Annotated in this window: 14 protein-coding genes; 11 read left to right on the forward strand and 3 right to left on the reverse strand. The window is 36.8% G+C overall.

From position 1 onward, the window contains the following. The first annotated feature begins 46 nt into the window (after window positions 1-46). The 11 genes from DKG77_RS00720 to DKG77_RS16905 all read left to right on the forward strand — a co-directional run bounded on the left by DKG77_RS00720 (window position 47) and on the right by DKG77_RS16905 (window position 9,682). A complete protein-coding gene (locus DKG77_RS00720) occupies window positions 47-949 on the forward strand; it encodes a universal stress protein (RefSeq protein ID WP_109659241.1) in 903 nt (300 codons plus the stop codon). 125 nt (window positions 950-1,074) lie between these two features. Next, window positions 1,075-2,010: a pyridoxal-phosphate dependent enzyme gene (locus tag DKG77_RS00725; protein ID WP_109659243.1), complete on the forward strand. Its 936-nt coding sequence runs from the start codon at window positions 1,075-1,077 to the stop codon at window positions 2,008-2,010. Window positions 2,011-2,038: 28 nt separating this feature from the next. After that, window positions 2,039-4,291 carry an aminotransferase class III-fold pyridoxal phosphate-dependent enzyme gene (locus DKG77_RS00730; RefSeq protein ID WP_109659245.1) on the forward strand — a complete coding sequence of 751 codons (2,253 nt, stop codon included), beginning with the start codon at window positions 2,039-2,041 and terminating at the stop codon, window positions 4,289-4,291. A 119-nt stretch (window positions 4,292-4,410) separates the two neighbouring features. Beyond that, window positions 4,411-4,980 carry a Crp/Fnr family transcriptional regulator gene (locus DKG77_RS00735; protein WP_109659247.1) on the forward strand — a complete coding sequence of 190 codons (570 nt, stop codon included), beginning with the start codon at window positions 4,411-4,413 and terminating at the stop codon, window positions 4,978-4,980. Between the two features lie 3 nt (window positions 4,981-4,983). Beyond that, window positions 4,984-6,141, forward strand: coding sequence for a MalY/PatB family protein (locus tag DKG77_RS00740; protein WP_109659249.1), 1,158 nt, complete (start codon window positions 4,984-4,986; stop codon window positions 6,139-6,141). Between the two features lie 114 nt (window positions 6,142-6,255). Beyond that, a complete protein-coding gene (locus tag DKG77_RS00745) occupies window positions 6,256-6,672 on the forward strand; it encodes a 4-oxalocrotonate tautomerase (RefSeq protein ID WP_109659251.1) in 417 nt (138 codons plus the stop codon). 62 nt (window positions 6,673-6,734) lie between these two features. After that, entirely contained in the window at window positions 6,735-7,151 is a 417-nt protein-coding gene (locus DKG77_RS00750; protein ID WP_109659252.1) for a carboxymuconolactone decarboxylase family protein, read from the forward strand. A 76-nt stretch (window positions 7,152-7,227) separates the two neighbouring features. Then, window positions 7,228-7,980: an alpha/beta fold hydrolase gene (locus tag DKG77_RS00755; RefSeq protein ID WP_109659254.1), complete on the forward strand. Its 753-nt coding sequence runs from the start codon at window positions 7,228-7,230 to the stop codon at window positions 7,978-7,980. Between the two features lie 63 nt (window positions 7,981-8,043). After that, window positions 8,044-8,712, forward strand: coding sequence for a type 1 glutamine amidotransferase domain-containing protein (locus DKG77_RS00760; RefSeq protein ID WP_109659256.1), 669 nt, complete (start codon window positions 8,044-8,046; stop codon window positions 8,710-8,712). A gap of 343 nt (window positions 8,713-9,055) precedes the next feature. Continuing rightward, a complete protein-coding gene (locus DKG77_RS00765; protein WP_109659258.1) occupies window positions 9,056-9,415 on the forward strand; it encodes an SPW repeat domain-containing protein in 360 nt (119 codons plus the stop codon). A 96-nt stretch (window positions 9,416-9,511) separates the two neighbouring features. After that, window positions 9,512-9,682, forward strand: coding sequence for a hypothetical protein (locus DKG77_RS16905; RefSeq protein ID WP_165819321.1), 171 nt, complete (start codon window positions 9,512-9,514; stop codon window positions 9,680-9,682). 61 nt (window positions 9,683-9,743) lie between these two features. On the opposite strand, the gene DKG77_RS00770 is transcribed toward DKG77_RS16905, so the two are convergent. The 3 genes from DKG77_RS00770 to DKG77_RS00780 all read right to left on the reverse strand — a co-directional run bounded on the left by DKG77_RS00770 (window position 9,744) and on the right by DKG77_RS00780 (window position 12,760). Beyond that, the gene (locus tag DKG77_RS00770) at window positions 9,744-10,766 is read right to left on the reverse strand and encodes a TolB family protein (RefSeq protein WP_109659259.1); all 1,023 of its coding nucleotides are present in this window, start codon (window positions 10,764-10,766) and stop codon (window positions 9,744-9,746) included. A 116-nt stretch (window positions 10,767-10,882) separates the two neighbouring features. Beyond that, window positions 10,883-11,653, reverse strand: coding sequence for a LytR/AlgR family response regulator transcription factor (locus tag DKG77_RS00775; protein WP_109659261.1), 771 nt, complete (start codon window positions 11,651-11,653; stop codon window positions 10,883-10,885). After that, window positions 11,654-12,760, reverse strand: a complete 1,107-nt coding sequence (locus tag DKG77_RS00780; protein WP_109659263.1) for a sensor histidine kinase — start codon at window positions 12,758-12,760, stop codon at window positions 11,654-11,656. Between the last annotated feature and the right edge of the window lie 3 nt (window positions 12,761-12,763).

The following is a 12,763-nucleotide window of genomic DNA, read 5'->3' on the forward strand; positions in this document are numbered from 1 at the left end:
CCCTTTTACTTAGCACTAATTTTATTGCATCTTTATATTTAGCACGATGCAAAAGATTTTAATCCCTACAGATTTTTCAGAAAACGCATGGAACGCCATTAATTATGCCATGCAGTTGTTCCGTAACAAAAAATGTACTTTCTATTTACTCAATACATATACCCCCGTAATTCCAAGTAGCCGTTTTATGGCCAAAATGATAGATGGGGTAAGCATAGTAGATGCCGTAAGAAATTCTTCGGAACAGGGTTTATTAAAGACTGTCGAAAGAATTAAAAGTAAGTACGGCAATATTGGCCATACATTTGAAACAATCTCCTCCTTTAATCTATTGGTCGAAGAAGTAAAGGACATTGTGGATGCATACGACATTAATTTAGTAATAACGGGAACCAAAGGCTCCTCTGGAATAGACGAAGTTTTTATGGGCAGCAATACTGTTCGTATTATTAAGAACAGTAAAAAATGTCCCGTCCTGGCCATTCCGCAGCATTTTGATTTTGTTACACCCACAGAGATTGCATTTGCTACCGATTTCAATCGATTTTATACCACTTCTGAACTCAAACCATTATTGGAATTAGCAGAAATGTTCCAAGCAACCATTAGAATTGTACATGTTCAATATGGAATAAAAGCATTATCAGAATTGCAACAGTTTAACCTAAACATGCTAAGAAGGTATTTAAACAATGCCGAACACTATGTTCATACGGTTTCAGAGCTCAACTCAGTTTCACAAACGTTGGAAATGTTTACTGAAGAGTTAGACATTCACTTATTGGCGTTATTGAACTACCAACATAGTTACATGGAAAAAATGACCCGGGAGCCTATTGTGAAACGAACGGCGTTCCACACCCAAATTCCGCTATTGGTTATTCCTGAACTGGGGATGGAAGGCGTTTCAAAAAATATAGAAGAACAAGAGAACGCAATCACCGGTTAGAACCTTTATCCGTTTTTATTTTATTTAAGTGCAATTTGAAAGGGTTATTTTCAAGTTAATTAGTTCACCATTCCTATCTTTATGTATTGTTTTTAAGTTCAAAGCATTTCACATAAAGAAGATCAATGGACAAGCAACAGCTTATTGACTGCCACAACAGAATAAAACCATTTATTCACAATACTCCAGTGCTTACTTCAAGGTTAGTTGATGCCATGGTCGGGGCCAACCTTTTTTTTAAGTGTGAGAATTTTCAAAAAATGGGGGCATTTAAAATGCGGGGAGCAGCAAATGCCATTATGCAACTTTCAGACAAGCAAAGACAAAATGGGGTTGTAACCCATTCATCAGGAAATTTTGCACAGGCACTTTCTTTAGCCGCTCAAAGTTTAGGGGTTAAAGCATACATAGTCATGCCCTCCAATGCTCCGCAGGTAAAAAAAGATGCCGTAAAAGAGTATAACGGACACATTATAGAATGTGAACCTACACTTGCCGCAAGAGAAGCTCTCACCAAACAAATACAGAAAGAAAAAAGAGCAACATTTATACACCCATCAAACGATGATGCGGTTATTTTGGGGCAAGGTACCGCGTGCAAAGAACTACTAGAGATTCACCAAGATTTAGATTATGTGTTTGCGCCAGTGGGTGGAGGTGGTCTAATTGCTGGAACAGCACTGGCAGCAAAATATTTTGGAGACAATTGCAATGTTATTGGAGGAGAACCCTTTGAAGTGGATGACGCCTACCGCTCTTTACAAAGTGGTATGATAGAAACTAACAAAACCACAAATACCATAGCCGATGGACTAAGAACACAATTAGGTGATAGAAATTTCCCTATCATCAAAAAAAATGTTCAAAGAATTATCAGGGTAAAAGAAGACGAGATTGTAAAAGCAATGCGAATTATTTGGGAACGGTTAAAAATTATTTGTGAGCCTTCTTGTGCGGTCGCTTTTGCCGCTATCCTTAAAGAAAAAGAAGCGTTTTTGGGAAAAAAAATAGGTGTAATACTATCTGGCGGTAATGTAGATTTAAACAATTTGCCCTTTTAAAAAATCATTTAAGATCAGCAGTAAATTAATGGAAACGCTACTTAAAGAAGAATTCGGAATAGATGCATTGAATATTAAAAAACTGGGGGGATACGACAACGCCAATTATCATATTCAAACGTCATCAAACAATTATATCTTTAAAACATATCCTTATGCCCAAGAGCTGTTTGATTTAATCGAGACTGAAACCAAAGCTCTGCTTTTTCTTAATCAAGATAAAAAACAAACCTTTCCAATTCCAATTTCATTTATTAGTGGGGATTTCACCAAAGTTCTCGAACTGGATGGAAAAACCACCATTTGCAGGATGCTCTCCTTTATAAATGGAAATTTCATAGGAGATATTGACCCAACCAAAAAAACATATGCCTCACTGGGAAGTTTTCTGGCCCGTCTAGATCTTAAATTACAAGGGTTCAACAGTTATATACTTAAGGCTAGAAAATGGGAATGGGACCTTCAGTATCTATATTTAAATAAAAAGTACATTTCTGATATTCTCAATGCACATGACAGAAATGTAGTGCGATATTTTTTTCAACAGTTTGAGGAAATCGTGGTTCCCGTGGTGCCAGAACTACGAAAACAAACTACATACAATGATGCCAATGAATGGAATGTCTTGGTGAACAACGAAAATATTTCTGGATTAATAGATTTTGGGGACATGGCCCATACCCCTTTAATAAATGAATTGGCCATAGCCATAACCTATGCATGCTATGATAAAGAGAATCCACTTGAATGGGCAATACCCATTATAAAATCATACAACAAAACACTTCCCCTAGAAGAAAAAGAATTGAAAATTCTCTATTATCTAATAGCCGGAAGACTTTGCACAAGCGTTTGCAATTCCGCCCATTCCAAAAAAACCAATCCAGATAACACCTATGCCACTGGAAGCGAAAAATTTGCATGGAGCACGCTTTACAAACTATTGGCAACAAGCCCCATTGGTGCTGAAAACATGTTTAGAAAAGCTGCTGGGATGTCAATCCCCAGGACAACACCGGAAACCGAAGAAATCAAAAGGAGGCATAAACACATTAGCCCTATTCTATCGTTGAGCTATTCAAGGCCCATTTTCATGGTCCGTGCGGCATTTCAATATATGTATGATGGTTATGGCAATGCGATTTTAGATGCTTATAACAACATTCCGCATGTTGGACATTCGCACCCAAAAGTGGTTGAAGCTGGACAACAACAAATGGCTCAATTAAACACCAATACACGTTACCTGTATGATTTGCTCCCGAGGTATTCTGAAAAATTATTGTCCAAATTCCCAAAATCGTTAAACAAGGTATACTTCGTTAACTCTGGAAGCGCGGCAAGTGACTTGGCCTTGCGCATGGTCCATTCCCATACCAAACGTAAAAAGCTAATGGTAATGGAGCATGGGTACCACGGGAACACGCAAATGGGAATCGACGTTAGCGATTACAAATTCAACAATGCCAAAGGCGCTGGAAAAAAAGAACATATTCTAAAGACACCTATTCCAGACACCTATAACGGAAAGTACAAAGAGAAAAATGCCGGGTCTTTGTACGCAAAGGAAGCTATTGAACAAATATCAAACTCAGTGGAACCCATTGCCGCTTTTATATCGGAACCTATTGTTGGCTGTGGAGGACAGGTACCTTTGGCAGATGGGTATTTGAAAGAGGTTTACCCCGCAATACGAGAACGGGGCGGAGTTTGCATAAGTGATGAAGTACAAACTGGCTTTGGCCGTCTGGGTGATCACTTCTGGGGATATGAAGCTCAAGAAGTGATTCCGGATATTGTAATTTTAGGAAAACCTATGGCAAATGGTCATCCTATGGGCGCTTTGGTCACAACAGATGAAATAGCAAGTTCTTTTAACGAAGGCGTTGAGTTCTTCAGCTCGTTTGGCGGCAATCCTGTTTCATGTGCCATTGCTTTGTCTGTTCTGGAAGTTATTGAAGAGGAGAAACTACAGAAGAATGCCAAAGAAGTAGGTGATCATTACAAATCGCTTCTATTGGCGCTTAAAAAAGAGCATAAATGTATAGGAGATGTTAGAGGTTCTGGTTTGTTTTTGGGAATAGAAATCATTGATGAAAAAACACAAAAAACGAATAGAAAATTAGCGCATCGCATAAAGAATGAATTGCGTAATAAAAATATCCTAATTAGCACTGATGGGCCCCATGATAGTGTATTGAAAACCAAACCCCCTCTGTGTTTTACCAAAGAAAATGCAGAAACTGTTGTAAGTGCCATAGATAGTATATTGAAGAATTAGGGTTTTATTTTACAACCCCAAGGCTACGTTAAAAAACTCTTAACTTGGTATTGGTTATTGTAATTGATATAATGATTATATACAATTGTCATGCACTATTAAAATCAAACCAATAAAAAATGTATAAACAGTTAGAGCAATATTTAAAGGACAATTCTAACATTGACAATGAATCATTACAACTAGTCACATCATATTTTAAGCCCATAAAAACAAAGCGAAATGAGGTCTTGTGTACAGTAGGTCAAGTGTGCAAGAATTTTTATTTTATAAATAAAGGGTGCCTTCGCATGTATGAAATTGACAGCAAAGGGAATGAGGCCACCGCTTATTTTGCGTTGGAAGACCAAATAATATCAGCAATTACCAGCTTTGTTTTGCAAAAGCCATCCAGGGATTTCTTGGTCTCTATTGAACCCTCAGATTTACTTGTAATAAGTCATGACAGTTTTTATAAACTTATTGAGACAATTCCAGAATTTAATCACGTTTACAACAAGTTTATGCAATTCTCTTTTATTCATTCTCAAATGCGCATCTACAGTTTTTTGGGTATGGAGGGTATTGATAAATTACGTTGGGTCATGGAACATGAGCCTAAATTGTTAAGTAGGGTTTCTAGCAAAGCTGTTGCCTCCTATCTGGGCATGACAAATTCCACCCTGAGTAAACTACGGGCCCAACTTTAAAAAATGAAAACGGACAAACATATTGAACAGTTGCCTTTATCAAAATCTAACCCAAAAACGTTGTTGGAGTTGTTTGGTACTGCCAACGTTGTGCCCATGTGGATTGCCGATATGGATTATGAAATAGCCGAGGTAATTCAAGAGGCATTGATTCAACGAATTTCGAATTCCAGTTTTGGATATGAATACAAACCAGAGTCTTTTATACTAGCTCAAAAAACGTGGTACAAAAGTGAATATGATGTTCATCTTGATAGTGAGCATATTATTTATTCGCCCAGTATAACAACAACGATTGCTATCGCAATTGAAAGTTTTACAAAGGAGAACGACGGCGTAATCATTCAACCTCCGGTTTTCATGGAGTTTAGGGATGTTGTGCGCAAAGCCAAGAGGAAAATAATCAAAAACCCCTTAAAATTAGTTGATGGCCATTACGAAATTGATTTTGAAGATTTAGAAAATAAAGTAAAACTAGATACCAATAAAGTACTCATTCTCTGTAATCCCCACAATCCGGTGGGTAGGGTTTGGAAGAAAGAAGAATTGGAACGTATTGTGAACATTTGTTCCGAAAACAATGTACTTCTAATTTCAGATGAGATTCATAAAGACATTATTCTCTTTAATAATACATTTACTTCTCTATTACATTATTCAAATCAACTGGAAAATTTAATTATCTGCACCTCAGAAGCCAAAACATTTAACCTCGCCAGTATTTCAGATTCCATGGCAATAGTTCCAAACAATGATTTAAGAAGTAGGCTATCCAAGAGCTTTCAGAAATATAATTTAGGCGCTACAAATAGTTTAACCAGAGTAGCTCTAGAGACCGCCTATTTACATGGAAAGCCTTGGCTCAAAGATTTACTGAAAAATATACAGCAAAACGTGAATACTGTAGAATTAGAACTTCAAAATACTAACATTTCAATGGTTAAACCAGAAGGAACTTATCAGATTTGGATAGACTTCAGGACTATTTTTAAAGACCCCAATGAAATGTCCAAGTTCATTGCTCAAAACTCTGGAATAGCATTAAATGCAGGACATTGGTTTGGAAGGGAAGGTGCATTATTCATGCGAATGAATATAGCTACCTCTAATAAAAAAGTGGCTAACGCTATTAAAAGAATAAAGACAGCTATCAAGTTTTAACGAGTTATCCCTCTTCTTAAAAGGTTGTCATATGACAATTTTTAAACTCTCTTAAGCGGGCATCTTTGTACCGTTGATGAACACTAAAGTTCACATCTTAAAAACAGAGATATTATGCCACTTACATTAACATTAACAGAAGGCGTTTTGCCTGCAGGAAAAGAAAAAGAAGCTGTTCAACAAATTACAGACTCGCTTTTAAAAACTCATGGTCTAACGGGTAACACCGTGATGACCCCGAACATTACGGCCAATGTCCATATTGTACCAAAAGGATCTTCTTTTTCTGGAGGGCAAGAATTTTTAGGTGCGTGGGCCGAATGGAAAGTACCATCATTTGCCCTAGCAGATCAAGCCATAATTAAACAACATTTTGACGAGGTCACCGAAATCATCCATCAACTATCTGGTAAAAAACAGCCCAAAGACAATATCTATGTGAATGCTATCCATGCTGTTGATGGAGCATGGAATCTTGATGGAAGAGCAATGACCAACGAAGAATTGGGAGAAGCTATTTCCAAAGGTTAAAAACCAACCTTTTAAGCAGGAACAATTCCGGCCAAGAGCCGGAATTGTTGTTTTAGTAGCCCATGAAAACTACCACTGGTCATGTAAACACTTCCGTCGAAATACGTCAATTGGAATTGGTAAGGCTCAGGATAGGATATATAAACGAATGTCCTTTCGCTATCAATCTTCATTATAATGAACTTAAAAGTTTAGGCGAAACAGATTACAAGCTTTTGCTAGTTTCTGTCTGGAGAGAAGCACCCCATTTTTCAGAAAAAGAAATAGCCTTGTTTACATTGACAGATTATATCATAAGCTACGAGAATGACATGCGGCCGGAAAATGTATTTGCACTTTTAAAACCCCACTTTAACAAGGAACAAATTACCACCTTGACACAAGTCGTTAAGCAAATAGATCTATGGACACGTTCTATTAAACACCTGAAATTGATAACTACTTGTAAAAACAAGGTCACTAAAAACGTTGTCATATGACAACTTTTAAAATTCAAAGTAACCTCAAATTTGTACCATAATTAAATATATAACACGTATAAAAAATATCATCAAAATGAAAAATTTAAACAAAACATTTTTATTAGTCCATGGAGCATGGGAAGGTGCTTGGTCATGGAAAGAAACAACAGCGTATCTTGAAAAAAATGGACACATAGTAAAGGCTATAGATTTACCAGGACATGGAGATGATAAAACTCCTACCGCAGAAATTAATCTGGCACTATATGCCAATCGGGTCAAAGAAGAATTGGTACAAACGGAGGGTCAGGTTGTATTGGTCGGACACAGTTTTGGTGGTTTCGTAATTACCCAGGTGGCAGAAGATATGCCCAAGAAAATTGAAAAGCTGGTTTATGTTGCTTCTGCCATGCCTTATGATGGTAAAACAGCTGTTGAAGTATTTGAAGAAGATGAAGAAAGTGAATTTTTGGAAAATCTAATTTTCTCAGAAGATAAAAGCACGGCCACCATGAGTAAAGAGACAATTATGAATGTCATTTTCACAGGGGCAACAGAAGCACAGATAGATGCGTTGCTTCCAAAATTGGTAGTACAATCAACCACTCCATTTTTTGAGCAAGTTATTACAACCAAGGAAAATTTTGGACGTGTTCCCAAAGCCTATGTAGAAACCACTTTAGATAGAGTCATTTCTTTAAAAGCACAAAGACATGGACAAAAAATGCTTGGAATTGATGAGGTAGTCACCCTCAACTATGGCCATGTTCCATTAGAAACGGCACCCAAAAAGCTAGCCAATGCATTAAATACTATTGCTACATCTAGCCATCAAGTACTTGTGTAAAAAGCCACATCAAATAAAGGGGGTGTTTCCCCCCTTTATTTGATAACCGATAAAAACAATACAATGAAACATATATTATTTATAGTAACTAGTACCAATGTAACCGGTACAGGAAAACACGCTGCGGGTTACGAATTTTCTGAAGTTGCAGACCCCTATTTCGAATTTACATCAAAAGGATATACTGTAGATTTCGCAAGTATTCTCGGTGGAACGCCACCATTTGTTGGCTATGACAAAGCTCAAAAATTAAGCAAAACCTTTAAGGAGAGCAATGGATTTAAACGTCTTAATTACAGTCATAAATTAAGTGATGTGGATATTGATGCTTATGATGCTATTTTCTTCCCCGGTGGTTTAGGGCCAATGACAGATATGGTTTCCAATCCTTTGGTCAAAAAAACAATAAAAGAAGTATATGAAAGTGGTCGCGTAATAGGCGCGGTTTGCCACGGTCCAGTTGCCTTGTTAAATGTAATTCTATCAAATGGGAAAAACCTTTTAGAAGGGAAAAAAATAAACTCGTTTACTGAGGCCGAAGAAAACCTTGATCGACACGTAATAGGAGATGTCATTCCCTTTATGTTAGATGCGGAACTAATGAAACAAGGTGCTCTTTTCTCCAATACCAAACCCTTTGACCCTTTTGTCGTAACCGATATGAATTTGGTGACAGGGCAAAACCCTGCATCTGCATCAAAAGTAGCTCTTGAAATGATAAGAATAATCTAATTTACCTATTCTGAAGACTGTTACAAGAAAGATATTGCTATTCATAATTTTCTTAGCAGCAATGGTTGTTTGCATAGTGGAGTTCTTTATCCTTGAATCCATATAATCCACAGAAATCCATAAGGTCTAAAGTGAATTGGACTTAAGGTTTCCATATTATTCTTGATAAAAATACATAAGCGTACGAAATTTATCTACTGCTCAAAAGCACGGGATTGGGCTTGCCCTGTTTTATTGCTCTGCTCTTTTTAAATAAAAAGTACAATAAATGGGGCCTTTTCTGTAGCACCCACATTTAGACCATTACCCACCTTTGCAATACAATAACTTAAATTTTAAAATTATGAAATTTGTAACTAAAAGAATACACGCTTTTTTAGATTACCCTGTAGCTATTGCACTAATAGCACTTCCATTTTTGTTAGGATTGGGCAGCTCTAATCCCTTGGCTCTTCAACTTTCTGTTGTCACTGGAATAGCAGCTCTTATTTTGACCTTATTGACCGACCATCACCTAGGCGTATTCCGAGTAATTTCCTATCAAATCCATTTGATCGTTGATTTTTTGGTCGGTGCAGTATTTGTAATTGCTCCTTTTATCTTTTCGTTTGAGGGCATTGATGCCTATTACTATTGGATTAATGGTGTTGCCGTTTTATCGGTGGTCAGTTTGCACAAACCAGAAGTAGCGATGGAGTTTTAGTGTAGAAAAAACCTCAATAATCAAGTCTGGAGATTTCTTCAATACTATCAGGGCAATTCTATTGGAATGTTTTGGTATTTATGGATTGAAACAAATATGAGAGTAATTATAATTGAGAATGGCAGTAAGGAACAAATTGAAGAACTCAAATTAAAAACACTACCCCGAAACGGAGAATATGTGGAGTTTAAACAAACCCTTTATTCCATTCATAAAGTAATACATACAGAAAACGATATTAAATTATTGGTCATACGTGTGCGCTAAAGACCTGTGTCAGCAATTAGGGGTTACTGAATTTGCATATACCAGGCTTTTCGATTGAATATCACTTTTCAATGACCCAAAATGGGAATACATTGTTGACGTTATTATGTGTCAATTGCTTAAGCTCTTGCCCATTGGATCTAATGGTGAATATTTGGAAATTACTGGAATTTCTTTTGGACGAAAAGGCAATTTTTTTTCCATCTATTGACCAAGATGATCCATAAAATATAGGTGGAGCTCCATCGTAATACGGTACAAAGAGATTTTGTTGTGTTACTTGATTTTTGGTGAGGTTTTTTCTTTGGGTGCCATCAGTGTTCATGGTATATAAATCTATATACTTCTTTTTGGCTTCCCGATGTATGAGGTGAAAAGCAATTTTACTTCCGTCAGGAGACAAGGAAAATCCAAACTCATCAATTTCAGGCGTATTGGTAATATTTTTGACATTTTCACCGTCTTCGTCCATGATATAGATATCGGAGTTTCCAGACCTATCCGAACCGAACAGGATTTTTTTTCCATCAGGTAACCATTGGGGGCCAAAGTCTGACCCCTTGGTGTTCGAGATATTTACATCATGTGATTGGTCCAAGTTCATGACAAATATTTCAAAATCACCTTGAAAATATGGAGCTCTTTCTGTATCCACCTTGTTATAGGCTACTTTTTTACCATTGGGCGACCATGACCCAACATAAGTATAATGAGGGCCCTTGGTAAACTTGCGCTGTTTAGTGAAATCACTGTTTGCAATTGCAATTTTATAGCCTCCATACTTATACGTCCCAAAAATCACATGTTTTCCATCTGGGGAAAATCTAGGAGAACTATTTGCCCTCCTCGGTACTGCATCAAAAGTATGCTGTCTTAATCCAGTTCCATTGGGGTAAACTGAAAATATTTCGAAAGATGGTATGTTTTTTTGGTCCATTTCTGAATCAAAAAAGATACGTTCCCTATTCTGGCTTTGTCCTGCGCTCGAAGAACTCAATAGCAAAGCACATACCAAAAATAAAAGCGATACTATACCTCTAGGATATGGTTTAGTTATGGTCAATGGACAATTGAAAGAACTCATTCCAATAATTTTATTTGGGACAAATTAATGAGTAGATCAGATTTGAGAATCATTTTTGTGATATTCTGTGAAATTTGAGACAGTCGGTTTAAAAGGAAATGCCTTAGAATAGATCTTCAACTATTTAATTCCCCTAAATATGATACAATATTGGCTTTGAAAGATCTGCCAGAGGTGAATTCCAAACCCGTCTTAAGTCTAATTTTGTAGTGGGAATTGCCCGTATAAAAACAAGCTTGTATGCTCCTTTTACTTAAGACCAAAGATCTGTGGACACGAACAAAATCTTTCGTTGACAGTTCTTTTTCAATAGCGTTCATGGTAGCCCTATAAAGGTGTTTAGCAGATTCTGTATGCAGTTCAAGATAATTCCCCTCTGATTTTATAAATAAAATATCTTCAGTATCAACATGTAATAATCTACCATTTTTTTTGATGGCAAAGTCTGTTCGTTGGCCCTTGTCCCCTTCATGTTTTACTTCTTTAAAAAGACTACTCAACTTACGACCCAAATCATAGGCTTCATTGGTTTTCTTAAGTGATACCATTCTGTCAATAGAGGCATCCAAACGTTCTTGATCAAAAGGTTTCAGCAAATAGTCCACAGCATTGATTTCAAAAGCCTTAAGTGCAAAGGAATCATAGGCAGTGGTAAAAATTACATAGGGTAATTTATCAAGTCTGTTTAATACGGAAAAACCATCCAAGTCTGGCATTTGAATATCAAGAAAAATAAAATGTGGTTCTTTCAGCTTAATATATTTAATTGCATCCTTCCCATTCCTGCACTCAGCAACAACCAAAATATTATGGTGTTTTTCCAACAGTTTTTGCAAGCGCCGTCTAGCCAAATACTCATCATCAATTATTATGCATCTTAATTTCATTTAGACCATCTTAAATGGAAGGGAAATCGTGGCCATGTAAAGCCCCTTATTTGTATGACCGAATTCAAATTTGAACAGGCCGCCATAAATTCCTTCCAATCGTTTTTTAATGTTTTTAAGACCCAACCCAGTGCCTTTTTCCAATATGGGACCACGGCCCTCATCCAAAGTATTGGATATTTGAATCATCACAGTTTCTTCTCCTTTGGTCGTTGTTTTTAGCTTTTCAATTTTAATGGTGATTTTTCCAACTTTTGTTGAAGGGACCATTCCGTATTTGATGGCATTCTCTATCAACGGCTGCAATAGCATATTTGGAATCTCGGCATTTAACACCTCCTCCGGAACAAGATATTCTATGTGCATTTTATCGCTATAACGAATTTGCTCAAGGTCCAAATAATGTTGAATGAATTCCATCTCATTCTCTATGGTTGTCATTTGCTCCATTTCATTTTCTAAAAGGTTTCTGAGCAAGGCACCCACCTTAGTCAACATTTTTTGAGCTTTTCCCGTATCAATATCGATCATGGAGGAAATGGAATGAAGAGTATTGAACAAGAAATGAGGGTGTAATTGCATTTGAAGTGTGCTTATCTGTGCATTTATAAGAGCTTGTTGATTCTTTAGGTATTGTCTTTGATAGTCTGCCGCAACAAAAACCGCGATGATGACCAAAAGTTCAATTAAGCTGGAAAAGCTGCCTACGGCCAAAGCCACAATACCATTAGGGCCAAAAAATTCCTTCATGTACCCCGTATCTGCATAATAGGTCACATCATATAATTTGGTTGCCAAGGCCCTATGGAATAAGGATAGAATCAAAATACTCCCTACAATACCTATCCATTGAGTTAGGCTTTTTCTCCTGATATAGATTTTTTTTGAAATACTTTCAATCCATGGAGCAAGAACCAACCACAATGCATAATTGATGATTATCTTTAAGCAAATGAACAACCAACTAAAGGGAAAATTATAATCGTTTACCAAATGGCCGGTATATTCTTTTGCAATAAAAAAAGAACTTACAATGAACATGGCAACTCCCATTTTACCAAAGGCAATTGGCAAATTTTTATAACTTTGAATGAGTTGCTTCAGCATACT

Origin of the sequence: Flagellimonas aquimarina (assembly GCF_003149745.1) — a bacterium.
In the GTDB taxonomy this organism is placed as follows: domain Bacteria; phylum Bacteroidota; class Bacteroidia; order Flavobacteriales; family Flavobacteriaceae; genus Flagellimonas; species Flagellimonas aquimarina.

What these genes read in the sequence shown, in the direction of transcription:
- DKG77_RS00720 (WP_109659241.1), top strand. Translation starts at nt 47, where the DNA reads ATGCAAAAGATTTTAATCCCTACAGATTTTTCAGAAAACGCATGGAAC.
- DKG77_RS00725 (WP_109659243.1), top strand. Translation starts at nt 1,075, where the DNA reads ATGGACAAGCAACAGCTTATTGACTGCCACAACAGAATAAAACCATTT.
- DKG77_RS00730 (WP_109659245.1), top strand. Translation starts at nt 2,039, where the DNA reads ATGGAAACGCTACTTAAAGAAGAATTCGGAATAGATGCATTGAATATT.
- DKG77_RS00735 (WP_109659247.1), top strand. Translation starts at nt 4,411, where the DNA reads ATGTATAAACAGTTAGAGCAATATTTAAAGGACAATTCTAACATTGAC.
- DKG77_RS00740 (WP_109659249.1), top strand. Translation starts at nt 4,984, where the DNA reads ATGAAAACGGACAAACATATTGAACAGTTGCCTTTATCAAAATCTAAC.
- DKG77_RS00745 (WP_109659251.1), top strand. Translation starts at nt 6,256, where the DNA reads ATGCCACTTACATTAACATTAACAGAAGGCGTTTTGCCTGCAGGAAAA.
- DKG77_RS00750 (WP_109659252.1), top strand. Translation starts at nt 6,735, where the DNA reads ATGAAAACTACCACTGGTCATGTAAACACTTCCGTCGAAATACGTCAA.
- DKG77_RS00755 (WP_109659254.1), top strand. Translation starts at nt 7,228, where the DNA reads ATGAAAAATTTAAACAAAACATTTTTATTAGTCCATGGAGCATGGGAA.
- DKG77_RS00760 (WP_109659256.1), top strand. Translation starts at nt 8,044, where the DNA reads ATGAAACATATATTATTTATAGTAACTAGTACCAATGTAACCGGTACA.
- DKG77_RS00765 (WP_109659258.1), top strand. Translation starts at nt 9,056, where the DNA reads ATGAAATTTGTAACTAAAAGAATACACGCTTTTTTAGATTACCCTGTA.
- DKG77_RS16905 (WP_165819321.1), top strand. Translation starts at nt 9,512, where the DNA reads ATGAGAGTAATTATAATTGAGAATGGCAGTAAGGAACAAATTGAAGAA.
- DKG77_RS00770 (WP_109659259.1), bottom strand. Translation starts at nt 10,766, where the DNA reads ATGAGTTCTTTCAATTGTCCATTGACCATAACTAAACCATATCCTAGA.
- DKG77_RS00775 (WP_109659261.1), bottom strand. Translation starts at nt 11,653, where the DNA reads ATGAAATTAAGATGCATAATAATTGATGATGAGTATTTGGCTAGACGG.
- DKG77_RS00780 (WP_109659263.1), bottom strand. Translation starts at nt 12,760, where the DNA reads ATGCTGAAGCAACTCATTCAAAGTTATAAAAATTTGCCAATTGCCTTT.